Source organism: Streptomyces doebereineriae, from assembly GCF_031845645.1.
Classification (GTDB): Bacteria; Actinomycetota; Actinomycetes; order Streptomycetales; family Streptomycetaceae; genus Streptomyces; species Streptomyces canus.
Window position 1 is genome coordinate 258,467 of record NZ_JAVREZ010000003.1, and the last position, 25,291, is coordinate 283,757.

General features: G+C 71.2%; 26 protein-coding genes and 1 pseudogene. 12 read left to right on the forward strand and 15 right to left on the reverse strand.

The window, feature by feature from the left end; genetic code table 11:
- Nucleotides 1–3 precede the first annotated feature (3 nt).
- Nucleotides 4–798, reverse strand: a complete 795-nt coding sequence (locus RNB18_RS10750) for a methyltransferase domain-containing protein (RefSeq protein WP_311713888.1) — start codon at nt 796–798, stop codon at nt 4–6.
- A gap of 239 nt (nt 799–1,037) precedes the next feature.
- Between RNB18_RS10750 and RNB18_RS10755 the strand changes: the two genes are divergently transcribed.
- Complete coding sequence (locus RNB18_RS10755; protein ID WP_311713889.1) at nt 1,038–2,165, forward strand: magnesium and cobalt transport protein CorA; 1,128 nt, start codon at nt 1,038–1,040, stop codon at nt 2,163–2,165.
- 21 nt (nt 2,166–2,186) lie between these two features.
- Here RNB18_RS10755 and RNB18_RS10760 read toward each other — a convergent pair whose 3' ends face one another.
- Together RNB18_RS10760 and RNB18_RS10765 are read right to left on the reverse strand one after the other, a co-directional pair.
- Nucleotides 2,187–2,618: a CBS domain-containing protein gene (locus RNB18_RS10760; RefSeq protein ID WP_311713890.1), complete on the reverse strand. Its 432-nt coding sequence runs from the start codon at nt 2,616–2,618 to the stop codon at nt 2,187–2,189.
- Between the two features lie 158 nt (nt 2,619–2,776).
- On the reverse strand, nt 2,777–3,409 hold the full coding sequence (locus RNB18_RS10765) for a nucleoside/nucleotide kinase family protein (protein WP_311713891.1): 633 nt from the start codon (nt 3,407–3,409) through the stop codon (nt 2,777–2,779).
- Nucleotides 3,410–3,535: 126 nt separating this feature from the next.
- Between RNB18_RS10765 and RNB18_RS10770 the strand changes: the two genes are divergently transcribed.
- From RNB18_RS10770 to RNB18_RS10780, 3 genes are all read left to right on the forward strand, one after another.
- Nucleotides 3,536–4,249, forward strand: a complete 714-nt coding sequence (locus RNB18_RS10770) for a DUF2293 domain-containing protein (RefSeq protein WP_311713892.1) — start codon at nt 3,536–3,538, stop codon at nt 4,247–4,249.
- Between the two features lie 209 nt (nt 4,250–4,458).
- Nucleotides 4,459–4,938 carry an anthrone oxygenase family protein gene (locus RNB18_RS10775; RefSeq protein ID WP_311713893.1) on the forward strand — a complete coding sequence of 160 codons (480 nt, stop codon included), beginning with the start codon at nt 4,459–4,461 and terminating at the stop codon, nt 4,936–4,938.
- A 177-nt stretch (nt 4,939–5,115) separates the two neighbouring features.
- Nucleotides 5,116–6,603 (forward strand): glutamate synthase subunit beta, encoded by a 1,488-nt coding sequence (locus RNB18_RS10780; RefSeq protein ID WP_311713894.1) that lies wholly within the window; start codon nt 5,116–5,118, stop codon nt 6,601–6,603.
- 191 nt (nt 6,604–6,794) lie between these two features.
- Here RNB18_RS10780 and RNB18_RS10785 read toward each other — a convergent pair whose 3' ends face one another.
- Nucleotides 6,795–7,274 (reverse strand): carboxymuconolactone decarboxylase family protein, encoded by a 480-nt coding sequence (locus tag RNB18_RS10785; protein ID WP_311713895.1) that lies wholly within the window; start codon nt 7,272–7,274, stop codon nt 6,795–6,797.
- 46 nt (nt 7,275–7,320) lie between these two features.
- Between RNB18_RS10785 and pdxR the strand changes: the two genes are divergently transcribed.
- Together pdxR and RNB18_RS53650 are read left to right on the forward strand one after the other, a co-directional pair.
- Nucleotides 7,321–8,760, forward strand: coding sequence for a MocR-like pyridoxine biosynthesis transcription factor PdxR (pdxR, locus tag RNB18_RS10790; RefSeq protein ID WP_311713896.1), 1,440 nt, complete (start codon nt 7,321–7,323; stop codon nt 8,758–8,760).
- Between the two features lie 145 nt (nt 8,761–8,905).
- Nucleotides 8,906–9,147, forward strand: a pseudogene (locus RNB18_RS53650) (protein-tyrosine phosphatase family protein); the annotation flags it as partial.
- Between the two features lie 138 nt (nt 9,148–9,285).
- Here RNB18_RS53650 and RNB18_RS10800 read toward each other — a convergent pair.
- Together RNB18_RS10800 and RNB18_RS10805 are read right to left on the reverse strand one after the other, a co-directional pair.
- Complete coding sequence (locus RNB18_RS10800) at nt 9,286–9,540, reverse strand: DUF397 domain-containing protein (protein ID WP_123988480.1); 255 nt, start codon at nt 9,538–9,540, stop codon at nt 9,286–9,288.
- Nucleotides 9,541–10,401, reverse strand: a complete 861-nt coding sequence (locus tag RNB18_RS10805; protein ID WP_311713898.1) for a helix-turn-helix domain-containing protein — start codon at nt 10,399–10,401, stop codon at nt 9,541–9,543. It abuts the gene before it with no gap.
- A 249-nt stretch (nt 10,402–10,650) separates the two neighbouring features.
- On the opposite strand from RNB18_RS10805, the gene RNB18_RS10810 reads away from it, so the two are divergent.
- The 3 genes from RNB18_RS10810 (at nt 10,651) to RNB18_RS10820 (ending at nt 13,894) form a co-directional block, all read left to right on the forward strand.
- Nucleotides 10,651–11,313: an ATP-binding protein gene (locus RNB18_RS10810; RefSeq protein ID WP_311713899.1), complete on the forward strand. Its 663-nt coding sequence runs from the start codon at nt 10,651–10,653 to the stop codon at nt 11,311–11,313.
- Entirely contained in the window at nt 11,304–11,750 is a 447-nt protein-coding gene (locus tag RNB18_RS10815; RefSeq protein ID WP_311713900.1) for a hypothetical protein, read from the forward strand. Before RNB18_RS10810 ends, RNB18_RS10815 begins: the two co-directional genes overlap by 10 nt.
- 200 nt (nt 11,751–11,950) lie before the next feature.
- Nucleotides 11,951–13,894 (forward strand): ABC transporter ATP-binding protein, encoded by a 1,944-nt coding sequence (locus RNB18_RS10820; protein WP_311713901.1) that lies wholly within the window; start codon nt 11,951–11,953, stop codon nt 13,892–13,894.
- Between the two features lie 2 nt (nt 13,895–13,896).
- On the opposite strand, the gene RNB18_RS10825 is transcribed toward RNB18_RS10820, so the two are convergent.
- From RNB18_RS10825 to RNB18_RS10845, 5 genes are all read right to left on the reverse strand, one after another.
- Entirely contained in the window at nt 13,897–14,082 is a 186-nt protein-coding gene (locus RNB18_RS10825) for a hypothetical protein (RefSeq protein ID WP_079162746.1), read from the reverse strand.
- 172 nt (nt 14,083–14,254) lie between these two features.
- On the reverse strand, nt 14,255–14,944 hold the full coding sequence (locus tag RNB18_RS10830) for a DUF899 domain-containing protein (protein ID WP_311713902.1): 690 nt from the start codon (nt 14,942–14,944) through the stop codon (nt 14,255–14,257).
- A 129-nt stretch (nt 14,945–15,073) separates the two neighbouring features.
- Entirely contained in the window at nt 15,074–16,243 is a 1,170-nt protein-coding gene (locus tag RNB18_RS10835; protein WP_311713903.1) for a cytochrome P450 family protein, read from the reverse strand.
- A gap of 25 nt (nt 16,244–16,268) precedes the next feature.
- Nucleotides 16,269–16,484, reverse strand: a complete 216-nt coding sequence (locus RNB18_RS10840; RefSeq protein WP_280856911.1) for a hypothetical protein — start codon at nt 16,482–16,484, stop codon at nt 16,269–16,271.
- A gap of 115 nt (nt 16,485–16,599) precedes the next feature.
- Nucleotides 16,600–17,952 carry an amidohydrolase gene (locus RNB18_RS10845; RefSeq protein ID WP_311713904.1) on the reverse strand — a complete coding sequence of 451 codons (1,353 nt, stop codon included), beginning with the start codon at nt 17,950–17,952 and terminating at the stop codon, nt 16,600–16,602.
- A 138-nt stretch (nt 17,953–18,090) separates the two neighbouring features.
- Between RNB18_RS10845 and RNB18_RS10850 the strand changes: the two genes are divergently transcribed.
- A complete protein-coding gene (locus RNB18_RS10850) occupies nt 18,091–19,071 on the forward strand; it encodes an endonuclease/exonuclease/phosphatase family protein (protein ID WP_311713905.1) in 981 nt (326 codons plus the stop codon).
- Nucleotides 19,072–19,084: 13 nt separating this feature from the next.
- Here RNB18_RS10850 and RNB18_RS10855 read toward each other — a convergent pair whose 3' ends face one another.
- Together RNB18_RS10855 and RNB18_RS10860 are read right to left on the reverse strand one after the other, a co-directional pair.
- Complete coding sequence (locus RNB18_RS10855; protein WP_311713906.1) at nt 19,085–21,040, reverse strand: FUSC family protein; 1,956 nt, start codon at nt 21,038–21,040, stop codon at nt 19,085–19,087.
- Between the two features lie 188 nt (nt 21,041–21,228).
- A complete protein-coding gene (locus RNB18_RS10860; RefSeq protein WP_311713907.1) occupies nt 21,229–21,993 on the reverse strand; it encodes a nucleotidyltransferase domain-containing protein in 765 nt (254 codons plus the stop codon).
- A 151-nt stretch (nt 21,994–22,144) separates the two neighbouring features.
- Between RNB18_RS10860 and RNB18_RS10865 the strand changes: the two genes are divergently transcribed.
- Entirely contained in the window at nt 22,145–22,558 is a 414-nt protein-coding gene (locus RNB18_RS10865) for a RidA family protein (RefSeq protein WP_311713908.1), read from the forward strand.
- On the forward strand, nt 22,555–23,004 hold the full coding sequence (locus RNB18_RS10870) for a GNAT family N-acetyltransferase (protein WP_311713909.1): 450 nt from the start codon (nt 22,555–22,557) through the stop codon (nt 23,002–23,004). Before RNB18_RS10865 ends, RNB18_RS10870 begins: the two co-directional genes overlap by 4 nt.
- A 6-nt stretch (nt 23,005–23,010) precedes the next feature.
- Here RNB18_RS10870 and RNB18_RS10875 read toward each other — a convergent pair whose 3' ends face one another.
- Nucleotides 23,011–23,730, reverse strand: a complete 720-nt coding sequence (locus tag RNB18_RS10875) for an aspartate/glutamate racemase family protein (RefSeq protein ID WP_311713910.1) — start codon at nt 23,728–23,730, stop codon at nt 23,011–23,013.
- Between the two features lie 5 nt (nt 23,731–23,735).
- Nucleotides 23,736–25,205, reverse strand: a complete 1,470-nt coding sequence (locus tag RNB18_RS10880; protein ID WP_311713911.1) for an NCS1 family nucleobase:cation symporter-1 — start codon at nt 25,203–25,205, stop codon at nt 23,736–23,738.
- Between the last annotated feature and the right edge of the window lie 86 nt (nt 25,206–25,291).

Below are 25,291 nucleotides of genomic sequence, written 5' to 3' on the forward strand. Positions count from 1 at the left end.
GTCCTACGCCTTGCGGCCCCACGCCGAGATCAACGGGGCCGTGGCCAGGTCCATCGTGCCGGTGGCGACGTTGGCGAGGTGGCGGTCGATGTCCTCGTCCGTGGCGAGGCCCGCAGTGACCAGCTGCTCGCGGATCTGGCGGATCGTGGCGGACTCCAGGGCGGCGCAGGCCGGCGAGGCGAGCGGGAAGTAGGCGTCGGCCGCCACCTGGCGCAGACCGGCCTCGCGAAGCAGGCGCGGGAGGGTGCGGCCGTAGGAGAGGTCGGCGCCGCGGTCGGCGAGCAGCCGGCGGAACCCCTGGCGCAGCCGGTTCGCCAGTTGCTGCTCGGGGCCGCGCTCGTCGGGGCAGGTCAGGGGTTGCAGTGCGGGGTCGGCGTCCTCCAGCAGGAGCCGTCCGCCGGGGCGCAGGGACTTGATCATCGACCGCAACGCCCGTTCCCGGTCCGGAACATGGACGAGGACGAGCCGGGCGTGCACCAGGTCGAAGTCCTCCCCCGGCGGTTCCTCGGCGCTCACGTCGTGCACGCGTACCTCCACCGGCGGGCGGGCCGCCGCGGCCAGGCGCGTGGTGTCGATGTCGGTCGCGACGACCTTTCCGGTCGGACCGACCTTCTTGGCCAGCCAGGACACCACCGACGTGCCGCCTGCGCCGACCTCCCAGCAGCGCCAGCCGGATCCGATGCCGAATCCTTCGATGTGCCGGAAGGTCGTGGGGTCGAAGAGGGTGGCGAAGGCGTCGAAGCGCTCTCCCGCCTCCGTCTGCCGGTTGTCGAGGAGATACCGGTCTGCTCGTGTCATGCCGCGATGATCCCAGTTGGCGTGCTTGTCCGAAACGGACGACGCGGTCCTACGACGAGTTGCCGGCCTCCGTCCGACGAGGCGACTGCGCCGAGGCGGGCGCAGGCGGTTGTCCACAGGCGGGAACCAAGCGGAACCTCCCCCGCCCACAGGCTCACCCGACGCTTACGTCGGCCTGGCAAACTGGCCTGCCAGGACGCGGACACGCGTCGGTGGGAGATCCACGCGAGGAGATCCAGATGTCCATGGCAGGGAATCTGCGAAAGGTCACGAGCCTCGGCAGCGTCGGTGGCCTGCGCAAGGTGGCCCGGCTGGCCCGGCGGCGTCCGCGCGTCGACCTGAGCCACCACGCCCGCTCCCCGCTGGGCACCTCGGTCGTCAATTGCGTGACGTACAAGGAGGGGGCCCGGATCCCGGTCGAGGGTGATCTGGTCGACACCGTGGAGCGTGTGCGCAAGAGCCGTGACGGCTTTGTCTGGCTCGGCCTGCACGAGCCGTCGGACCATGAGTTCGAGGGCATCGCGGACCTCTTCGACCTGCACCCGTTGGCCGTCGAGGACGCGGTCGAGGCACATCAGCGCCCGAAGGTGGAGCGCTACGGCGAGACGTTGTTCGCGGTGTTCAAGACGGTCTGCTACGTCGAGCACGAGGAGCTCACGGCGACGAGCGAGGTGGTCAACACCGGAGAGATCATGGTGTTCGCCGGCGAGGACTTCGTGATCACGGTGCGGCACGGCAGTCACGGATCGCTGGGGCCGCTGCGCGAGGAGCTGGAGTCCGATCCCCAGCAGCTCGCCAAGGGGCCGGCCGCGGTGCTGCACGCGATCGCGGACCATGTGGTCGACGACTACCTGGACGTCACCGACTCGATGCAGTCGGACATCGACCTGGTCGAGACGGCGGTGTTCGCGGAGAACGGCGCCCGGGTCGACCCGGGCCGCATCTACCAGCTCAAGCGCGAACTCCTGGAGCTGAAGCGGGCGGTGGTCCCGCTCAGCCGCCCGCTCGAGGAGCTCTCCACGCGGCCGATCCACGTCGTCGCCCCGGAGATACAGGCGTACTTCCGCGACGTCTCCGACCATCTGCTGCGTGCCAAGGAGCAGATCGCCGCGTTCGACGAACTGCTCAACTCGATCCTGCAGGCCCACCTCGCGCAGGTGACGGTCTCGCAGAACGAGGACATGCGCAAGATCACGGCCTGGGCCGCGGTGATCGCCGTCCCGACGATGGTCTGCGGTGTGTACGGCATGAACTTCGACCACATGCCGGAGCTGCACTGGACGTTCGGCTACCCGTTGGTCATGGGCGTGATAGCCGTCGCCTGTGCCGTGCTGTACCGCGGCTTCCGGCGCAACGGCTGGCTGTGACCGGGGTCGTCCGCGGGACAGTCAGTGGGTGGTGGAGCTGCGTGCGTAGACGCTCTCGGCCCAGCCGGCGATCTGCTCGTCCGTCAGGTGCCGGGCCAGGTCCGCCTCGCTGATCATGCCCACCAGTCGCTTGTCCTCGATGACGGGGAGCCTGCGGATCCGGTGCTCCTCCATCTCGTGCAGGACGTCGGTGACGTCGGCGCTCGCGTCGATCCAGCGGGGTGTGCCCTGGGCCATCTCCCCCGCGGTGACCTTGGCCGGGTCGTGGCCCACGGCCACACAGCCGATGACGATGTCGCGGTCGGTGAGGATGCCGCACAGCCGTTCGTTCGCGTCACTGATGGGCAGGGCTCCGACGCCGAGTTCACGCATCAGCTCGGCGGCGCGGTCGAGGGTCTCGTGAGCGGGGATCCACTGGGCACCCCGGTGCATGATGTCTCCGGCGGTGGTCATGGAGTACCTCCCGGTGCCGGACGGCCGGCGCGGCGCGGGCGGCACCGCAAGTCCCGGCGCCCTACATTCTCGTCGCGCCCACGGGAGCCCGCACCCGGAACCTGTCGGTGACGGCGGCCGTGCTCACGCAGCGACGCACAGTCCTCGGACGGGCCGGGTCAGCCGCTCCACGCCGGGTGGCGGGGGTCGTCGGCGCGGACAAGGACGTCGGCCGTGCCGGCCGGGTCGGTCTCGTCGGCGTAGCGCTCGTAGGCGGGGAGGGTCCAGTGGTCGGGCTCGGGGGTACGGCGGCGGAGGGCGCCCTCGGAGAGGAGGACGTGGACGGTCAGGTCGAAGGGGAACCAGTGGTGCAGCAGGAGGGGGCCGTGCAGCAACAGGACGCCGCCGGGCGGGAGACGGACGTAGGGACTGCGGGTGGCGCGGTCGGTGACCGGGTCCCACAGGTCGGGCAGGACTCGGCCGTCGCCGCCGGGTTCGAGGGGGCCGAAGACCTCGCGCCAGAGAGCGCCGGTGTCGAACCAGCCGCTGTAGTAGGCCTCCAGATCGTGGTGGCCGTATTCCAGACGGAGCGAGGCGGGGCGCAGGAAGCCCTCCATGCCGACGACGAGCGAAGGGCGGCCGCGTATGCGCAGAGCCTCAGCGACCCGCTCGGCGAGTTCGCCGGGGCGGGCTGCCGGGGCGCCGTCGAGGGCGATGCGGGGCCAGGGGCTGCCGTCGGCCGGCTTCAGGTCGAGGAGCCGGTCGGCCAGCTGTTCGCCGAGCCGTTCCCAGGTGATCGCTTCGAGTCGCACACCGCCATGATGCGTCAGCCGATGTGCGGAAGGCGTCGCGCTCGGGGACCCGGTGGGCGGCGGGCAGGGGTCACCACGCCGGTTGGTCGGTGTCGGTAACCAGCGTGGCTGGGGAATGAACCCCTCATGGCAGGCCTCTCGACTCCCCCGACCCCTGGCGGACCTCTTGTCGTCCAGCCGTTGAGGAGACGGCATTGTGCGGAGTGCCGGGGCGGGCCGTTGGCGATGCTCGTCGTCGAGGGCGGGGCGCCGCGGTGTCTCGACTGCGCCGACCTCGGGCACCTGGTGTTCCTGCCGCGCGGGGACACCGCGCTCACGCGCCGCTCGCGGGAGGAGAGCGCGCTGTCGGCGGTCGTCGTGCGGTTCAACCGGCGCAGGGGGCGTTACGAACGGCAGGGCGTCCTCGTCGAGGAGGCGGGGCTGGCGCGGGCCGAGGAGCGGTGTCTGGCTGACGCGGAGGCGCGGCGGCGGCGCCGGGCGCGGGACGCGCGGCGGCGGGCGGTGGAGGACGTGCGGTTCGCCGAGGCGTTCGCGGCGGAGATACGGCGGTTGTTTCCGGGGTGCCCTGATGGTCGGGCCCGGGCCATCGCCTCGCATGCGTCCCTGCGCGGCAGCGGGCGGGTGGGGCGGAGCGCGGCGGGACGAGCTTTGTCGGAGGGCGCGGTGGTGTCGGCGGTGGTGGCTTCCGTGCGGCATGTGGACACGCCGTATGACGCGTTGCTGATGAGCGGGGTGACGCGGCATGAGGCACGGCGACGGATCTCGGGGGGTGTGGAGGCGGTGCTCAGGGGGTGGCGGGTTCCGGGAATGGTGGAGGAGGTGGCTCAGGCGCCTGGCTGAGGGCTCCGGCATCGGCCGCTGCGGCCCGGCTGAGACGGAGGACCGGTGGAACAACTGGTGTGGCGGATCTTCGGAGTTCGGGTGGGGTGGACGTTTGGTTATGAGGGTGCGCGCCATGGCCATGGTTCGGGGGGTGGGGGCGGTATTCACTGGTGGGGACAGGTGGTGCTGGGCCTGGGGCTCGGCCGGAGGCGGGAGCTGGTGTGGTGATGATCGAGGGGCCTTACTTCGGGCTGGTCGTGCTGGGGGTGCTCGGGACCGGGCTGGTGGCCGGGGTCTTCTGTGCGTTCTCGACCTTTGTGATGAGGGGGCTCGCCGAGTTGCCGCCCGCGCAGGGCGTCGCCGCGATGAACGCGATCAATGTGACCGCGGTGCGGCCGCCGTTCATGGCCGTGTTCGCGGGCTCCGCGGTGCTGTGCGCGGTGATCGCGGTGGTGACGTTCGTGCTGTGGCCGGACGAGGGGACGGTGGAACTGCTGGTGGGCAGCGCGCTGTACCTGTTCGGTTCCTTCGGGCTGACGATGGTGGTGAACGTGCCCCGCAACGACGCCCTGCTCAAGCTGGACCCGGGCACCCCGGAGGCGGCGGCGTACTGGCCGACGTATGTGCGCGAGTGGACGATGTGGAACCACGTCCGCGCGGTCGCCTCGGGCGCGGCGGCGCTGGCGTACGTGCTGGCCCTGACGTGAGCCTTCCGCACACTGTCCGAGTACCGAGAAAGCGCTGTCCCAGCGGCTGACCGGCACTCTGCGCGAGGGGCCGATCAGCCGTATCGTGGCCGAAAGGAGTTCCGCAGGAGTGCCGCCCGATGACGCACGGCCACGGCGGACGCGTCGGCGTCACCAGCGTGAGCAAGGAAGACGGCCATGGCCGATCCCAAGGGATTCATGACCACACCTCGCCAGGACTGGCCCCGCAGGCCGGTAGAGGAACGGGTCCGGGACTGGGACGAGGTGTACGTCCCCGGGGCGCTGCTGCCCATCATCAGCAAACAGGCGGACCGCTGCATGGACTGCGGCATCCCGTTCTGCCACGACGCCTGTCCGCTGGGGAATCTCATCCCCGAGTGGAACGACCTGGTCTCGCGGGAGGACTGGAGGCAGGCCGCCGACCGGCTGCACGCGACGAACAACTTCCCCGAGTTCACGGGAAAGTTGTGTCCGGCGCCGTGCGAGGCGGGCTGTGTGCTCGCCATAAACCAGCCGGCGGTCACCATCAAGAACGTCGAGGCGGCCGTCGCCGACCGGGCCTGGGAGCTCGGGTTCACACCGCCGCGACCACCGGACCGGTTGTCCGGGCGGACCGTCGCGGTGATCGGGTCGGGGCCGACCGGGCTCGCCGCGGCACAGCAGTTGACCCGGGCGGGGCACACGGTCGCCGTCTACGAGAAGGACGACCGGCTCGGCGGGCTCATGCGGTACGGCATCCCCGAGTTCAAGATGGAAAAGCACCATCTGGAGCGGCGGATCGAGCAGATGCGGGCCGAGGGGACGAAGTTCCGTACGTCGACGGTGGTCGGGCGCGACGTCGGGGCGGCGGAGCTCAGGGGGCGGTACGACGCGATGGTGATCGCCACGGGGGCCACGGCGTGGCGTGAACTGGACGTGCCGGGGCGGGAGTTGGCCGGGGTTCAGCAGGCCATGGAGTATCTGCCGTTGGCCAACCGGGTGCGCGAGGGTGATCTGGCGGAGTCCCCGCTGTCGGCCGCCGGGAAGCATGTGGTGATCGTGGGCGGGGGTGACACGGGGGCCGACTGTCTGGGGACCGCGGTGCGTGAAGGGGCCGCGTCCGTGACCCAGTTGGACATCTATGCGCAGCCGGGTGGTGAGCGGGACGAGGATGCCGAGCCGTGGCCCACGTATCCGAAGATCTACCGGATGTCGGCGGCGCACGAGGAGGCCCGGGATCTGGAGACCGCGCCCGCGGCCGACGCGGACGCGCGGTTGTTCGCGGCGTCCACGCTGCGCTTCACCGGGGACGGGGACGGGCATGTGCGGTCGCTGCATCTCGTCGAGGTGGACGCGGCGAGGCGGCCGGTGGCGGGGACGGGGCGGACGATTCCCGCCGACCTTGTGCTGCTGGCGCTGGGGTTCTCCGGGCCGGATCCGGGGGATGGGCTCGTGGAGCAGTTGGGGCTGGGGATGGAGCCCCGGGGGACGGTCGCGCGGGATGCCGGGTTCGGTACGAATGTGCCGGGGGTGTTCGCTGCGGGGGACGCCGCTCGGGGGCAGTCGCTGATCGTGTGGGCGATCGCCGAGGGGCGGGCGGTTGCGGCGGCGGTCGACCGGTATCTGACGGGGAGTTCGCGACTGCCGGCGCCCATCGGGCCGTACGACCGGCCGATGACGGTGTAGCGCGGCGGACGGGCCTGGAGGTGCGGCGAGTTCGGCACCGCTGGGGTGCGCCGTCGCGGCGGAACGAGGTACCGGCAGACAGCACAGACCGCCGGACCAGTGCACCGGGCGCCGCGAAACACCGCCGACACCCTCCCTCGCCCCTGGTGGCCCGGCTCCACCCGAGCCCGCCTACTTCCCCGGCCCCCACCTCACCCCCGCTCGTCCGTCCCCGCCACCTTCGCGGTCGACAGCGCCACCCTGTTCCATGTGTTGATCGCGAGGATCAGGGACAGTACGTGGGCCAGTTCCTGCTCGTCGAAGCAGGCCGCGGCCTCCGCGTAGACCGTGTCGGGGACTCCGCCGTCGGCCACCAGCGTCACCGCCTCCGTGAGGGCCAGGGCGGCCTGTTCCTTCTCCGTGAAGAAATGGCGGGCCTCTCGCCAGACCGGGACCATGTGGAGGCGGTCCTCCGTCTCGCCGGCCTTGCGGGCGTCGTTGGTGTGCATGTGGAGGCAGTACGCGCAGTGGTTGAGGTGCGAGGCGCGGATCTGGATCAGTTCGACGAGGGTGGGGTCGAGGCCCTCCCGGGCGGCCGCGTCGAAGCCGATCAGGGCCCGGAACACCTTCGGGGCGGCCTTCGCGAAGTTCAGTCGAGCCGTACCTGTCACGTTCGTGTTCGTCGTCGTCATGTGATCAACCTACGGGCCGGAAAGACCGGCTGTAGGGTGCATTTCCATGGCGGAATCGTGGGTCAATTACGCGGAGCGGATCGGCTCCGACCTGCACCTCGACCTCTCCGGTCCGGGGAGCAAGCGGGCCGCGCTGATCCGGGCGCTGCGGGACGCCGTACACAGTGGGCGGCTCGCCCCCGGCACCCGGCTGCCGCCGTACCGCTCACTCGCTGCCGATCTCGGCGTCGCCCGCAACACGGTGGCCGACGCCTACGCCGAACTCGTCGCCGAGGGCTGGCTCACAGCACGCCAGGGCTCCGGCACCCGCGTCGCCGAACGGTCCCGGCCGCTCCACCCCGCCGTACGCCAGAGAAAGCCGGCCCCCCACCCACGCGCGCGTTCCACCCGCCACGACCTCCGCCAGGGCACCCCCGACGCCTCCGGCTTCCCCCGAACCGCCTGGCTCGCCTCCTACCGCCGGGCCCTCCACCAGGCCCCCAACGAGGTCTTCGGGCCCGGTGACCCCGCCGGCCGGCCGGAGCTCAGAGCGGCCCTCGCCGGATACCTCGCACGCGCGCGTGGCGTGCGGACGGAGCCGGACCGGATCGTCATCTGTTCCGGGTTCGCGCATGCCCTGCGGCTCCTCTTCGGAGACGGGGGCGGGCAGCCCCTGCGCGGCCCCCTGGCCGTGGAGGCGTACGGACTGCCCTTCCACCGGGAGCTGCTCGCGGCCGAGGGCGTCCGGACCGTGCCGCTCCCCCTCGACGAACACGGCGCACGCGTCGACCGGCTGACGCGCGAGCGGGCCGTACTGCTCACGCCCGCGCACCAGTTCCCCACCGGCGGTCCGCTGCACGCCGAGCGCCGGGCGGCGGTGGTCGACTGGGCACGCGCGCGTGGCGCGGTGGTGCTGGAGGACGACTACGACGGGGAGTTCCGCTACGACCGCAAGCCCGTCGGCGCCCTGCAGAGCCTCGACCCCGAGCGGGTGATCCTGATCGGCTCGGTCAGCAAGAGTCTGTCGCCCGCGGTTCGGCTGGGGTGGATGGTGCTCCCCGAGCGGTACGTCGGTGACGTCCTCGCGGCCAAGGGCGAGCGGGAGGCCTGGGCGAGCGTGCTCGACCAGCTGGCCCTCGCCGACCTCATCGTCTCGGGGTCCTACGACCGTCACGTACGGCAGATGCGGCAGCGGTACCGCGGCCGTCGGAACCGGCTCGTCGCCGCGCTGGCCGAGCGCGCGCCGCACATCGAGGTCAGCGGGGTCGCGGCGGGTCTGCACGCGGTGCTGCGGCTGCCGCCGGGCACCGAGCGGTCCGCCGTCAAGGCCGCGATCTGGCAGGGCGTCGCGCTGGACGGGCTCGCGGAGTTCCGTCACCCCGACACGGACATGCCGGTCCACGACGGCCTGGTCGTGGGGTACGCGACACCTTCCGAGCATGCGTACGCGGCGGCGCTGGAGGCACTGTGCGGGGCGCTGCCGCCGGGCGGGACGCAGGCGTCGTAGGAGACAACGGCACCCGCTGACCTCCCGGGGTCTGCCTCCGACGAGCCCCCGCCCGTCCGCTTTTGCCAAGGGACGAGCGCGCGTCCCCCTGTTGGCGGCCGGTCTGGAGGGTCGGCGATGACGACGCTCGACGAACGTCACGGAGAGGGCGCTCGCGGACATGGGCATCACCACGGTCGTCGACCTGCGCGCCGAGGACCTGAGCGCGGCCCAGCTCGCCGGACCCGAGAAGGCGGGGCGTCCGGTCCGGCGTTCGTGCACTGCGGTGCGGGAGTCGGCCGCACCGGCACCACGGCGGCGGCGTATCTCGTGAAGACCGGTGAGCAGTCGTCGGCGTCGGCGGTCCGGCGCAATCTCGCGGTCGGACCGCCGTCGATCGAGCAGATCTAGCTGGTGGATGCCCCGCGACGCATGGCGTCCTGGTTCTGAGTGTGCCTCCGAGGTACGAGTCGTTCATCCGCGGGATGCGGTTTGGTGGTGTTCATCTCAACCATTAAGTGACTGCTGATCAATTGAGCACTGAGGTCAGGAGAGCAGGAAGTCGGCCACCCCCGCCTTCGCGCCCTCGATGAACGCGGTCATCTCGTCGGTGGTGTAGATCAGCGCCGGTCCGTCCGGATCGGTGGACTGGCGGACGGCGATCCGGCCGTCGGCGAGCTTCATCGCCTCCAGGCAGTTGCCTCCGTTGCCACCGCTCCACGGCTTGTGCCAGCCTTCGCTCCCCAACTCCCGGGCGGGCATGCCGTTGTAGACGGGTCGGCGCGGCTTGATGCGATTCATTCACAGCTCCTTGCGGAGATCCCGGAGGATCTCCTTCGTGCGATGTGCCGTAGCGGCCTGCGCCGCCATGCGGTCCATGACCTCGAGATGGGTCGCCACCTCGACGCGCGCGTCCAGATAGATCGCGCCGGTCAGGTACTCGCTGTAGACCATGTCCGGAAGTTCGGGCACGGCGAATCGGAAGAGCACGAAGGGCCCGTACGTGCCGGGGTGCGGCCCGTTGGCGAACGGGGCGACCTGCAGCGTCACGTTGGGCAGCTTCGTTGCCTCGAGCAGTTTGTCGATCTGGGCACGCATCACCTCCTGGCCGCCGACGGGGCGGCGCAGCACGGTCTCGTCCATGACGACCCACAATCGGGGCGCGTCCTGACGGGTGAGCAGTCCCTGCCGTTCCATGCGCAGGGCGACATGGCGCTCGATGTCCTCGGGGCTGGTCTGGCCGATGGCGCCCGAGCGCAGGACGCCACGCGCGTAGTCCTCCGTCTGCAGCAGACCGGGGATGAAGTGCGGCTCGTACTCGCGGATGAGCGCGGCCGCGCCCTCCAGGCTGACGTGCATCGAGAACCAGCCGGGCAGCACGTCGTGGAAGCGCTGCCACCAGCCGGGGCGGTTGGCGTCCTCGGCGAGCTGTACGAAGTCCTCGGCCTCCTGGTCACTGACGCCGTAGGCCTTCAGCAGAAGCTGGAGGTACGGGATCTTGAGCCCCACCTCGGCCATCTCCATACGGCGGACGGTGGCGGGGGCGACACGGAGGATGCGGGCGGCCTCCTCGCGCTTGAGCCCGGCGCGTTCCCGCAGGTCCAGCAGGCGCCGGCCGAGGACGACCTGGCCGACCGTCGGCGCGGACCGCGGTTCGCTCACGCTCCACCTCCACGAAGTCATGTACGGGCGTCACGGCCACCAGCATGCTGACAGCCCAGCGGCGCCATTCGAAGACCTGATTCGAAGATCTGTACGGATACGAATACCGCTGCGTACGGATCTCCGGTGATCCCAACTGGCGCCGCTCAAGATGCTGTTGCGAGCAGTGTGCCACGGCCTCTCACCGCGTCACACAGCACTCTGCATTTTTCAGAGTGACACTTGCCAAGTGTTCACGACGGGGCGATAGTGGCAAGCGTGATTCCGTCCCCGCCCTTAGGAACAGACGCTGCCGTAGGCCACCCCCAGGGTCTCGGTGCTGTCCCGGGAGAGGGGCCCGACAGGGCCGCTGCCCGGCGCCGGTTCCGTTTCGAGCTGGCCGCGCATCCGGGTTCTCCCGCGCAGGCCAGACGCCTGACGAGGGCGCGGCTGACCCATTGGTCGGTCTGCGAGGACACCTGCGACTCGGCCGCCCTGGTCGTCTCCGAGCTGGTCACCAACGCGATCGTGCACACCGCGAGCAGCCGTGTGGTCTGCGAGCTGCACGACGATGACGACCTGGTGCGAATAGCCGTACGTGACGAGGGCTGCTCGCCGGGTGAACCAAAGCCGTCCCCGCAGCGCGGCGAGGAGGAGCACGGGAGGGGACTGCTCCTCGTCGACTCCCTCTGTCACGCGTGGGGCGCCCATGAGCACGGCCCCGGTCTGCTGGTCTGGGCGGAGCTGCCGCGCAAGGCGGACGAGCCCCGCGAGGACACGGGACCGCGCAACGATCTGGGCTGGGGAGCCCCTCCCAAGCCGGTTCCCTCCGGCGGATCGCGCCAGGGCGACGAGGCCGAGGAGCATCACAGAGCGGCGCCCGTGAGCGAAGCGCGCGATCACGGAGCCGGGGGCGCGGGCGCATGGGCGTGAGCGGCGGATCCGGCGGCCAGGTGCTGACCATGGACACGCTGGTCCGCCTAGGCCGTGGGCTGCGGGCGCCGGGGACGCCGCGCAGGCTGGCCGTTCCGGAGGGGATGACGGTGCCGCTGGGCTGCGACGCGGTGGGGGTGCCGGTGCAGTTGAGCAGAGAGCTGGTGTCCCGGTTGCCGCGGGTCGGGTGTGTGTACGCCGATGACACGCACTGGTGGTGGATCGTTCCTGCCGACTCCGACTACGCGCTCGAATGGCCCAGGCCTGCCCAGTACGCCACCGGGGCGGTTGTTCCGGACGCCCCGGTGGTGCCGTCTCTTGTTCACCGGGCCGAGGGGACGTTGCCGTACACGCCGCCGATCCCTCTCTACCTGGCGTTGTGCCGGCTCACGGGGACCACTCCCGGTTGGTCCCGGCCGGTCAGCTCAGCGGGTTAGCTCCGCCGGAAGGCCGTCTTTCGGGTGCGGATCCGTGAGGGCCGGCCGCGCCCGCGCGGCGGAGCCACAGATCGACACACCCCGCGCCCCCTGTGCGGCGCGTTGTACGCCCGCGTGTTTTCACTGCTCCCTTTCGCGCCCTCCCTCCATGGGGCCCGCCCCGCCATAGTTGCCCCGTCCAGGATCGGGGGAGGTCTGCGGTGGGGAAACGGCGTGGCACTGAGCAGCCCGGAGTCTCCGAGTCGGAGCGGCTGCTCTTCGGGGGGCCGCTGAGGTACGACACGGGCTGGAACTCCCACTCCGACGCGTTTCTGGAGCTGGGGTTCCGGGCCATGGTGGTGCGGCTGCCGTCACTGTTGTCGGCGAGTCTGCGGCTCGCCTGGCAGGCGGACCGGCGGGCGGCGCGGACCGTGCTGGCCGCCGAGGTGACCCGGGGTCTCGCGCAGGCGGTGAGTCTGCTCGCGGTCAACAGTGTGCTGGGCCGGCTGATCGGCGGGGGCGCGCTGGAGGACCGGCTGCGAGGGGCCGTGCCCGCCTTGGTCACCATGGCCGCCGTGATGCTCCTCGGGGCGCTGCTGCGGGCCGCGTCGACGCATGCCACCGGCCGCCTGGAGCCCAAGGTGGAGCGGGTGGCGACCGAGCGGTATCTGGAGCGGGCGGCCACCGTCGAGCTGGCCGCGATCGAGGACCACGCCTTCCACAAGCTTCTGGACACCGCGCAGTACGGCGCCACCTCGGCCCGCCGGATGATCTCGTTCGCGACGCGGGTGGTCAACGCGATGATCTCGCTGATCGCGGCGGCGGGCGTGCTGACCGTGCTGCACCCGGCGCTGCTGCCGCTGCTGGTCACGATGACGATCCCGAGCGGCTGGGGCGCGCTCACCATCGCGCGCCGCCAGTACGAGTCCTTCCACACCTGGGTGCAGCACGTGCGGGCGGGCCGCCTCCTCGGCGCCCTGCTGATCGAGCCGGAGGCGGCGCCGGAGATCCGCGTCCACGGAGTGGGGCCGTTCCTGCTCAGGCACTACCGCGCGATGGCGGAGACGGCGGAGACGGAGCAGGCCCGACTGGCCAGGCTCGCGGCCCGGACGGGGCTGATAGCGGCGGCCTGGACGGGCCTGGCGACGGTGGCGACGTACGCGACACTGGGCGGGCTGCTGCTGGCGGGCGCGATGGCGCTGTCGGTGGCGGGTACGGCCGTGATCGCCGTGCGCACCGGCTCGCAGAGCCTGAACACCCTGGTCATCGAGATGAACGCACTGCACGAGGAGGCGCTGTTCGTCGGCGACCTCCAGCGGCTCTACACGGAGGCCGCCGAGCGGGCGATCCCGGAGGGCGGGGCCGCGCTGCCGGACGAGCCGCGCGAGATCCGCTTCGAGAACGTCTCCTTCACCTACCCGGGTGACGCGACCCGTCCCGCGCTCGACGATGTGACCCTCGCCCTGCCGCTCGGCAAGATCGTCGCGCTGGTCGGGGAGAACGGCTCCGGCAAGACCACCCTGGTCAAGCTGCTCGCGGGGCTGTACGCCCCGGACCGGGGCCGGATCCTGTGGGACGACCTGGACGCGGCGCACGCGGACCGGCAGCTGCTCGCCGAGCGGGTCGCGATGGTCGCCCAGGACTTCAAGCGGTGGCCGTTCACCGCCCGTGTCAATGTCGCGGTGGGCCGCTCCTCGGTGCCGCTCACGGAGGAGCGGGTGTCCGGCGCGGTCGCCGAGGCCGGCGCCGGGGAGGTGCTGGCCGATCTGCCGCGCGGCCTGGACACGCTGCTGGCCCGCAACTTCAGCGGCGGGCACGAGCTGTCCGGCGGGCAGTGGCAGCGGCTCGGGATCGCGAGGGCCGCCTACCGGCGCGGTCGCATCCTGATCGTGGACGAGCCGACGGCCGCCCTGGACGCTCGGGCCGAGCTGGAGGTCTTCGAGAAGATCCGCGCGCTGGCCGGCACCGGTCAGACGGTCATCCTGATCACCCACAGGCTGGCGTCCGTGCGCCACGCGGACCTGGTGCACGTCCTGGAGCAGGGCCGGCTCGTGGAGTCGGGCACGCCCGACGAGCTCCTGGCCTCCGGTGGTGTCTACGCGGAGCTGTACTCGCTCCAGGCCGAGCAGTTCACGGCAAAGGTGCCCGCCAAGGAGGCGGGCTGACCTCACGCGACAGCGTCTACCGCTGCCTCTCCACTGCGGACGATCACCAGGAACGTGTCCGTCGCGAGGTCCATGACGACCTCCGCCGGCAGTCCCTCAAGACGCCTCGCCTGCGCGAACTCCTCCGCCGGCCACGATCCGCGCGGCCCGCCAGCGGGAAAGCGTTCGAGCACTGTTCGCCCGTTCACCACCCTGCACCTCCAGAAAGCGTTGCACTCCCCGTAGGAGCGCTTGTAGGAGTTAACGCCTTCCAGGGCCCGAAAGCCTCGGTGAGTTGCCGTACTGAGACGTAGCCGACACAGATTCACCCCGGAGTGTGAGGGTCCCGTCACGGTGCGACGATCTACATCACCCTCCGTGTCAGTCCTCGTACTCGTCGTGATACCGCATGCGTACGCTGCCCGCAGGCGCCCCGAGAGCGGACGCGCGCCCCTTGGGTTCCTCCCATTCCTCCTGCCGCCCCAGTGCGGTGAGGTCGAGGAAGCTGGTGGTCGAGCCGAGTCCGTCGAGGCCGCGCTCATAGGTCGAGTAGGTGTGGAAGACCTGGTCGCGGTCGCGCAGGAAGCAGCTGATGCCGGGCCGCTCGGCCGGCTCGCCGTCGATCTGCAGGGTGGCCTCGAAGTCGTGGTTGAAGTCGCCGCCGTACGACGAGTACCAGGGCACGGTCCATCCCATTCGCGCCTTGAACGGCAGGATCTTCGTATACGGCGCTCTCGACACGGCCGCGAACGTCGTCCCCCGCGCCTTCAGATGGGCCAGGTGTCCGATCTGGTCCAGGAAGGCGGAGCAGCTGCGGCAGCCCGCGTCCCACTCGGGCGCGAACATGAAGTGGTAGACGACGAGCTGGCCGCGCCCCTCGAAGAGGTCGAGCAGGGTGGCCTTGCCGTCACCGCCTTCGAAGACGTACTCCTCCTCGACCTCGACCATGGGAAGCCTGCGCCGCTCGGCGTTCAGGGCGTCCCGCGCGCGCGTGGCCGCCTTCTCCCTGACCAGCAATTCCGCGCGCGCCGCGCGCCATTCGTCCCGAGAGACGATCTCCGGAAGCGCCATGGGGTCCCTCCTGTGCGACGGTCCGTCCGGGGTGGTGACCGTGGGGAGGGGCGGAACTCATCGCTGTCGCGGGAAATTTCCGGGACGGGCTCTCCGGGACGGGTTGATGCTGTGCCGGGACCGGTCGACTCAGTACGCCACCTGGAGCGCGAGCAGACCTCGGGCGCGCAGGGAGTTGCGCCACCTCGGGGTGGGCTCGGCGAGCGCGAGATCCGGGAACCGTTCCAGTAGCGCGGCCAGGGCGATCTCGGTCTCGGCACGGGCCAGCGGGGCGCCGAGGCAGTAGTGGATGCCGTGGCCGAGGGCGAGGTGGCCGGAGGCGTCGCGGGCGAGGTCCAGACGGTCGGGGTCGGAAAAGCGGTCGGGGTCGCGGTTGGCGGCGGACGGGGAGACCCAGACCGTCTCGCCCGCGGGCACGGTGACCCCGCCGATGGTGACGTCCTCGACGGGAAAGCGGCGGATGGCGAGCAGGGCAGGGCCCTCATACCGGAGGAACTCCTCGACGGCCGCGGGGAGTCGGGCCGGGTCCTCGCGCAGGGCGGCGAGCTGTCCGGGGTGTTGGAACAGGGCGAGCACCGCGTTCCCGATCAGCTGCACGGTGTTCTCGTACCCGGCGAAGAGAATGAGGAAGGCCAGTGACATCAGCTCGTCCTCGCTGAGCCGGTCGCCCTCGTCGCGGACGGCGATCAGATCGGAGAGCAGGTCGTCGGCGGGTTCCCGGCGCTTGTCGGCGAGGAGCCGCGTGAAGAAGCCGAGCATCGCCACGACCGCCTCCTTGGCCGCTGCGGGTCCGGCCGCCGCGTCCGGCGCGACGAGGGTGTCGGTCCACACCCGGAAGTCCAGCCGGTGCTCGTCCGGAATGCCGAGCAGGTCACAGATGACCGTGATCGGGAGGGGCGCGGCGTAGGAGGCGATGAGATCGGCGGTCCCATGGGAACCGAGCTCGTCGAGGAGCCGGTCGGCGGTGCGCCGGATCGGCCCGCGCAGCTGCTCGATCCGACGCGGGGTGAAGGCCCGCCCGACCAGCCGACGGATCCGGGTGTGGTCCGGCGGATCCATGTTGAGCAGGTTGGCGTCGAGGGCGGGCGGCAACGAGAACCCCTTGTACGTCCCCGCCGTGGCGTACCGCTTGTCCAACGACAACCGCGGATCGGCGAGAGCCGCCCGCACGTCGTCGTACCGCGTGACGATCCAGGCGGGTGTCCCGTCGGGCCCGGCGATCCGATGCACGGGCGCGGTGTCGCGCAGGCGCCGGTACACGTCGTAGGGGTGGTCGAGGAGGCCGTCGGCGGGATCCATGAACGTCAGCCTAGCGGCGCGGAGATCACGGGCTGCCGGACTCGGTGACGCCCTGGGCGAGTTGACCCACGACATCCAGGACTCCCTGGCCGAAGGCGGTCGGGGCGACCAGGATGCCGAGGACGAGGACGATGGCCACGGTCAGCCACTGGTCGGAGCGGCTTCGAGCCTGCACGCGGCGGCGAATCCGCACGAAGATGACGACAGCGAGCAACACCGCGACATTGATCGTCAGCTCCACCGCGCCGGCCCCCTCAGACGGATGCGTCCCGGCTTTCCTGTGTAGCGTGAACCGACCCACCGTGTCCCACCGGTCACCGTCAGTTGGCGCCAAAGCGCCCTTCCCGGGCCTGATTTCAGGTGTCGTATTCCTGAATCCGCCTGCCGTGGCTCCGGTCCAGGAGGGCGGGCAGGCGCTTGCTCAACTCCTCCGTCACCGACGGGACATCGATGGTCAGCAGCTCACGGTCCCGCATCAGCACGCGGCCGTCGACGATCGTCGTACGGACATCGGAGGAGCGGGCGCTGTGGACCAGGGTGGCGGCGAGATCGTGGACGGGCTGGGTGTGCGGGCCGGTGAGGTCGACCAGGATGATGTCGGCACGCCGGCCCGGGGCGATGCTCCCGACGACCTCACCGAGACCGACCGCGCGAGCGCTCTGGAGGCTCGCGTGGTGCAGGGCTTGACGGGACGTCAGCCAGCGCGGGTCACCGGTCGTCGACTTCTGGATCAGCGCGGTGAGCGCCATCGACTCCCATACGTCGAGGGAGTTGTTGGAGGCGGCCCCGTCCGTGGCGAGTCCGACGGGGATGCCGATGTCGCGCAGGGCGCGCACGGGCGTGGTGGTGGGCCAGGCGAACTTGAGGTAGCCGCGCGGGGCGGTCGCAACGGCCGTAAGACCGGAGGCACTTGCGAGGATCGGCAGGTCGCTGTCGAGGATGCCGGAGCCGTGCGCGATCAGGACGTCCGTGTCGAGGATCCCGGTGCGCCGCAACACCTCGATGGGCGTCACCCCGTGCCGGGCGAGGCTCGTCTCGGTCTGGTCGCGGTTCTCGGCGGCGTGGAGATGGACGGGGAGTCCGTGCTCCCGGGCGAGCAAGGCGGTCGCGGTGAGGTCGCTGTCGTCCACGGTGTAGGGCGCGTGCGGGGCGAGCGCCGTGGTGATGCGGCCACCGGCGCCGCCACGGTGCCGTAGCGCGAACTCCAGGGACTTCTCCCGCCCTTGGGGCCCCTGCGAGGAGAAGTACGCCTCGCCGAGATGTGCGCGGATTCCGCACTCCTCGACCACCGCGGCGACGGCGTCCATCGAGAAGTAGTGGTCGGCGAAGCAGGTGACACCGCCCCGGATCATCTCGGCGCAGGCCAGTCGCGCCCCCAACTCCACATCCGTCTCGGTGAGGTTGGACTCGACCGGCCAGACGACGTCGTTGAACCACTCCTCGGTCGGCAGATCCTCGGCGACCCCGCGCAGGGCGACCATGGGCGCGTGGGTGTGGCAGTTGACGAGCCCGGGAAGGGCGATCTGCCCCCGCCCGTCGATGCGCTCCGCCGCGGGCAGTTCCTCGGCCTGCGCGCTGCTGATCACCGACTCGATGACACCCTCCCGTACGACGATCGCGGCGTCGTGCACGAACCCGACCTGCTCTTGATCGTCGTGCGTGAGCACCGTGCACGGGGTGATGATGAGACCTGCGGGAGAAGGCGTCATACAGGCACCGTACGACGCGGTCGTGCCCTCGCAGTGGGTGAACCGCGCATCCCGTCGCCGCTCTGTCGCGGCGGCTCGGGCACCTGCACTCTGGCCTCACCGCACCGCCCGTCGTACGCCTTCCGGAAGGGGTCCGGCATGCTCGTCGGCACCTGGAATCTAGAGAATCTGATGCTGCCGCACAGCGGCGACGGCGCTCCCGGGACCGAGGCCGAGTACGAGGCGAAAGTGGAGGCCCTCGCCTCCGTGATCACCGCGCTCGACCCGGCGCTGCTGGGCGTCCAGGAGGTCAGGCAGGAGGAGACACTCGACGATCTGGTCAAGGCGATCGGCGGGGAGTGGCACACTGCGCTCTCCCGGCACGCGGACCACAGGGGCATCCGCGTCGGCTTCCTCAGCCGTACCCCCCTGCGGATACGGCGGGACGCCCACGCGTTCGCGGACAAGCTGCGCCCCGTGCAGGGTGACGACGGCATCGAGCCCGACGCGCACGACAAGGTGACCAGCCGCGGCTTCCTCGCCGTGGAGACCGACACCGGCGACGGGGTGCTCCAGGTGGCGGTCGCCCATCTCAAGTCGAAGCTGCTGTCGTATCCGGGCACGGGTGGCCGGAGCCGCTTCCAGCCGCACGACGAGGCCGAACGGGCCCGGTTCGGCGCCTACGCCCTCTACCGGCGGGCGGCCGAGGCGACGACCCTGCGCGCCCTCGCGGACTTCCTGCTCGAAGGCGCCGGGACCGAACGGGACGTGATCGTCCTCGGCGACATGAACGACGTGGTGAACGCCGCCACCACACAGATCCTGCTCGGTCCGCCCGGCTCGGAGCTCGACAAACCGCGCGCGTTCAACAAGTCCGACCTCGGCGATCCGTTCCGGCTGTGGGACATCGCCCCGCGCATACTCGAAAAGCGCCGCTTCTCCCGCGTCAGCTTCGGACGCGCCGAACTGATCGACCACGTCCTGGTGAGCCACCGTCTGGCCCGCCGCATCGTGGAGGCGGGGACGGGCCTGCCCGAGCACCGGGACGACGCCCTCGTACTGCCGTCGGTGGACGAGGATCCGACGAAGCGGGTGGGGACGCCCGGGTCGGACCACGCACCGGTGTGGGTACGGGTGTGACTCCCAACCGGCTCTAACCCGCGAGGGGAACTTCGGGCAGCCGGACCCCCACTCGCCCGCGCCCGTCGTCAAGTCGGCCGAGTTCGCCGAGGAGTTCGGTGAGCCGTTTGACCTGTTCGGGGGCGAGCCGCCCGGAGTCGTCGAGGTGGACGGCGCACGCGGTGGTCGTGTCGACGATCCCCTCGAGCACGGCGACGATCTCGTCGGCGCCCTCCGAGTGCCGGGCGAGCGCGGGGAGTTCGGCGGCGGCGAGGGCGATGGAGGTACGGGCCTCGGCGAGCGCGCGGTAGGCCTCGCGGCGGAGGGTCCAGCGCCGGGCGCGGGCGTCGTCGGTGGGGGTGTCCCGTACGACGGACCCGGCGCCTCGTGGGGCAGGCCGCGCGGTCTGCCGAAGCACAGGCCGCACCGGCTCCCGTGGAACAGGCCCTTCGGTCTCCCGCAGAACATGCGTGAGGTACGCCTCGGCCGCGCCGCTCGCCGCGGCCAGCCGGGACCGCACTCCCCCGCCCCGCTGCCCCGGCATCGGCAGATGCCCCACGAGCAGCACGATGGCGCAGGCGAGCAGGGTCTCGGTGATCCGGCCGGCGGAGGCCTGCGGCTCGCCGCCCACCATCACGAGCGCCAGGACGAGGACCGTGACGACGGCGGTCTGCGCGGCGAAGTGCCGGGTGGCCACGGGAATGAGCGCCCCGCTGACGGCGACGAGCGCGATGAGTCCTTCGGGCCGCGGCAGCACGAGCGCGAACCCGGCGAAGACCAGCGCTCCGAGGACGGTCCCGGCGGCCCGGCACAGCACCCGGGAGACGAGCGGTCCGAGGTCGGGCTTGACGAGGAAGACGGTGGTGGCGGGCAGCCAGTACCAGTGCTGGTGCTCCCCGTACCAGTGGGAGTGGTGCAGCGCCTGTGCCACGGCGACGCTTGCCCCGAAGCAGAGGGCGACCCGCAGCCCGTACTCCCGCCCGCCGGCCCCGAAAACGGACCGCAGCACGCCCCGGACGGTGAGCCGGCGCCGGTGCAGATCCCCGCCCCGGCCCCGGTCGAAGGCGTCGGCGGCCCGCAGCAACGCGTCGTCGAGTGCCCGCAGCGCGGGCGCCGAACGGGCGGGCGCGGGCAACGGCCCGGTGTGCGTGTTCTCCCGTACGGCGACGGCGAGCCGTCGGGGCCCCGCGGAGGCCCGCCCGGGCACCGCTTCCTCCGCCCAGGCGAGCGCGGTGGCGGCCTCGGCGAGCGGCAGCGCGGCGGCGTACTGCGCGTGCAGCCGCCGCTCGGCGCCCGAGCTGGCGTACCGCCGCAGCCGGGGACCGGTGAGCGCGTCCTGCGCGTGATCGAGGGCGGCGGTGAGCGCGACGCGCCGCGCGGTGGCGTTCTCGCTCCCCGCAGCGTCCAGGAGTGCGGCGACGGCCTCGTACACCTCGGCGACAGCTGCCCGCTCGCCGTCGAACCGGAAGTCCCCGACGAGGGCACCGGGGGTGGGCAGCACGAGCCGCAGCGCGAGCAGCCAGCAGGCCCCGCCGAGATACACGACGGCCCGCAGTCCCCCTCCCTCCGGCAACGGCATGCCCGCCCCGATCGCCGAAGCGACCAGCAGCTGCGTACCGGCCCCGGAGGCGACGGGTCCGACGGCGCTGACACCCCCCGCGACCAGCCCGACAAGGGTCAGCAGCACGGTCAGCGGGACCGCCCCGATGTGCTCCCCCGCGGTGGTCCCCAGGAACATCCCGGCCGCCCCCGCGAGCGCCGGCACCCCGATCCGCTTGACGGAGACCCGCCGGCTCCCGGGCCGGTCGTTGATCCCGGCGAGCATGGCGGCGATGGCGGCGACGACACCGAGAGAGGTGCGGTCGGCGAGTACGGCGACCAGGAGGATGGGCCCGGCCGACAGCGCACCCCGCACCACGGCGTTCCAGGGAATCGGCCCACGCTGAGCACGCAGGGCGTGCGCGAGCCAGGGCGGTAGGGCGAATGACACAGGGCTCCTGTCGTCTGGGGGAGGCGGGGGTGTGCCTTCGGGCGACGGTGGCCGGGCGTTGGGCTGTGGTGTCCACGGTAGATCGCGTTCTTGGACGGTCCGGGACGCTTGTGTTACTCACGTGTGACGATGTGTGCAAAGGCCACGTTCTTTATGAACGCAACCCGGGAAGGCGAGCCGACGGCCACTCAGTTCGCTGTGTCGAACAACTCCCGGAGCTCCGCGACCGCGCGGACGGCCGACCCCGGTGATGCCGTCAAGGACTCGACTATCCGGTCGACCTCCCGCAGTCCGGCCCGCTCCAGCAGCCGCTTCTCGTTCGTCACCCACTCCCCCCGCCCCGCCAGCACCGAGTGCCCCATCTGGACGGCGGCCGTGGCCAGCGCGCCCGCGGTTTCGGTGAGGCGGGCGGCCGGGGCGTGGTGGGCCTCGGCATAGGCGAGGGTGGCGTGGGCGGTGTCGCGCCAGCGGGCGGCGGCCGAGGCACGGAGTTTCGGCGGGTAGGCCGAGGGGCGCGGGAGGTCACCCCTCAGGACCTGGTTGATCGCGAGCTCGGCCACGATCAGGTAGGTGGGGATTCCCGCGAGATGGAACAGCAAGGGCTCCACCCGGAACCGCCCCTCCTCCGCCTCCGCCAGTTCCCGTTCCACCACATCGAGGTCGCGGTAGTGGACGTCGACCCGCCGCCCGTCGATCGTCAGCCAGGCTCCCCCGTTGAACACCCCGCCACCCCAGCCGCCGATCTCGGACACCTCGCCCTCCCAGCCGAGGGCACGGAGATCGGCCGGGTCGAAGGCACCCCGGTAGTAGACCGCCAGGTCCCAGTCACTGTCCGGCCGTGCGGTCCCCTGGGCGCGGGAGCCGCCGAGGGCAACGGACCGGACGGCGGGGAGGGCGGCGAGCCGGTCGGTGGTGGTGTCGAGGAAGTCGGCGTCGGAGAGTGTGGGGGACATGGGCGCAGCGTACGAAGCCCGGGGGCGGCCCTCCACGGATTTACGCGGCCGATGATGCAACCCGTTTTCCCGGTCCCGGAAATTCAGGTGCGGTCCCGCCCCCCGCCCCCGATGATCGGAAAGTTGTCCGCCGTTCACCCCAGGAGTCCACGTGATCCAGCGCGTCACCGCAACGGCCCTCTTCCCGCCGCCGACCTACTCCCACGCCTCCGTCGTGGAGGCCGGCACGAAGCTCGCGTTTCTGGCCGGGTCCGTTCCGCTGGACGCGAAGGGGAACCTCGTCGGTGAGGGGGATCCGGCGCGGCAGGCCGAGCAGGTGATCGCGAACCTTCGGGAGCAACTGCACGCGGTGGGAAGCGACTTGGAGCATGTGCTGGCCACCGATGTGCACGTCGTGAGCAGCGAGCCGGCGGTGCTGTCCGCCGTGTGGGAGGTCGTGGAGGCTTCCGGGCTGAGCACCGGTCCGCACTCGTCGACGCTGATCGGGGTCGCCTGCCTCGGCTACACGGGCCAGTTGGTGGAGATCACGGCTACGGCCGTGGTGCCGGAGAGGGCCTCCCGATGAGCACGGTCGTCATCCGCCGGGCCACCGCCTCCGACGCCTCCGCCACGGCCGACGTCTATCTGCGTTCCTTCGCCGCCGCGTTGCCGACGGTCGTACGGCCCCGGTCCGACGACGAGGTGCGCGCCTACATCCGGGACGTCGTGGTGCCGTCGCGGGAGACGTGGGTGGCTGCGGCGGAGGAACAGGTCGTGGGCCTCATGGTTCTCGCCGGCGATCTGCTGTCCCAGCTGTATCTCGACCCCGACTGGCGGGGGCGCGGCATCGGCGACCGGTTCGTCGCGCTCGCCAAGGAACGCAGTCCGCAGGGGCTGAGCCTGTGGACCTTCCAGGTCAACAAGCCGGCCCACCGCTTCTACGAACGTCACGGCTTCGTCGAGGCCGAGCGCACCGACGGCAGCGGCAACGAGGAGCGGGAGCCGGACGTGCGGTATGTCTGGCTCCCCTGAGAGGGGTCAATCCGACGGCCCTCCCCACACCCGCCTCTTCGGCACCGGCTTCGCATACCCGCCCGCCCGACTGGTGTTCAGCCCCAGCCCCACCAGCGACTCCGCGAGCTTCACCGCCGCCCCCACCCCGTCGACGACGGGAAGCCCCAGCTTCTCCCCCACCGTCCGCTGCAGCCCGGTCATCCCCGCGCACCCCAGCACCAGGACCTCGGCGCCCGCCTCCCGCACCCGCTCGGCGGCCGCCAGGAACGCGGCCTCCGTGCGGTCGGCGTCACTGAGGTCGAGAACCCCCAGTCCGGTCCCGACGACGGCGGCGCAGTTGCGCCCCACCCCCGCCAGCTCCAGGCTGTCCTCGATCTGCCCGCACGACCGCTCCAGCGTGGTCACCACGCCGTATCGCCGGCCGAGCAGACAGGCCAGATGGGCGGCGGCCTCGGTGATGTCGACGACCGGTACGTCCACCAGCTCCCGGACGCCCTCCCGGCCGTGCTCGCCGAAGCCGGCCATGACGACGGCGTCGTAGGGAGGGCCCTCGTACGTGCGCAGCAGGTCGATGACCGCCGCCGCGGACAGATAGCTGTCGAGCCAGCCCTCCGCGGACTCGGGCCCCCACCGCGGGGTGAGGCCGAGCACGGCGGTGCCCGGGCCTGCCGCGGCCCGGGCACCTCGTACGATCTCCTCGGTCATCTCCTGCGTGGTGTTGCAGTTGGTGACGGCGATCCGCACGTTTCTCAGACCTCCACAGCCTCGGGGACCTCACGAGCGGCTCGCTCGCTCCGGCACAGCAGCGCGTACAGGCCGGCCGCGAGTGCCGTACCGATGAACCACGAGTACGGGGCCACATCACTGAACGTCTTCACCAGGGCGAGGACGCCCGCGACGGCGGCCGCCGGCAGGAACGCCCACAGGGCCTTGGGGTTGACCCCCTTGCGGTAGTAGTAGCGGGAGCCGGGCTCGGCCTTGAACAGCTCGTCGATGTCCACGCGGCCCTTCTTGACCCAGTAGTAGTCGAGCATGATCACGCCGAACAGCGGGCCGAGGAAGGCGCCGAGGCCGCCGAGGAAGTAGTTGACGACCGTGGGGTTGGAGAAGAGGTTCCACGGGGTCACGAGCAGCGCGGCGACCGTGCTGATCATGCCGCCGACCCTGAAGGTGATCTTCTGCGGCCAGACGTTGGCGAGGTCGTATGCCGGTGAGACGAAGTTGGCGACGATGTTGACGCCCATGGTGGCGATGGCGAAGGTGAGCGCGCCCAGGACCATCACCCAGGTGTTGCCGACCTTGGCGACGAGCTCCGCGGGGTCGGTGATGGCCTGGCCCCAGACCTCCAGCGAGCCAGCGGTGACGATCACGGAGACGACCACGAAGGCCGTGGAGTTGATGGGCAGGCCCCAGAAGTTGCCGCGGCGGACGGTCTTGTAGTCCGGGGCGAAGCGCGAGAAGTCGCAGAAGTTGAGCATCAGCGTGCCGTACGTGGCGAGGATCAGGCCGATCGCGCCGAACCACTGCCGCCACTGCTCACCGACGGAGACCGGGTGCGGGGTGGTGGTGAGCGAGATGCTCCAGCCGGCCTTGGCCAGCACCCAGATCGCCAGCGCGATCATGACCAGCCAGATCGCGGGACCGCAGAAGTCCTGGAACTTCCGCACCGACTCCATGCCCTGGCTGATGATCAGCGCCTGGATCAGCCACAGGGAGAGGAAGGAGACCCAGCCGAGCGCGTCGAGGCCGAGGAAGGAGCTGTGGGTCCAGGACTCCAGGCCCGGCCAGGCGGCCAGCAGCATCACGTTGACGGCGACGGAGGCCAGATAGGTCTGGATGCCGTACCACATGATGGCGATCACGGCCCGGATGAGGGCCGGGATGTTGGCGCCCCACACACCGAAGCTGATGCGGCTGACGACGGGGAACGGCACGCCGTGGCGCTGGCCGATCTTCCCCATCCAGTTCATGCCGACGTAGATCAGCACGAAACCGACGAGCAGGGACGTGAAGACCTGCCACACGTTCATGCCGAGAACCAGCAGACCGGCCGCGAAGGTGTAGTTGCCCAGGTTGTGGACGTCGGACATCCACATGGCGAAGAGGTCGAAGACCTTCCAGTTGCGCTTGCCGGCGGGTGCCAGGTCTTCGTTGGTGAGCCGGGGATCGGGGACGAACGCTGGTGCGCCGGTGACTTCGGCGCGGTCGGCGAGGGACACAGGGCCTCCAGGGACGGGGACAGGAGGATGGCGGCCGCCTGGCATCCAGTTTTGGTATACCAAACTGCGGACATGGTCCCGCCGTC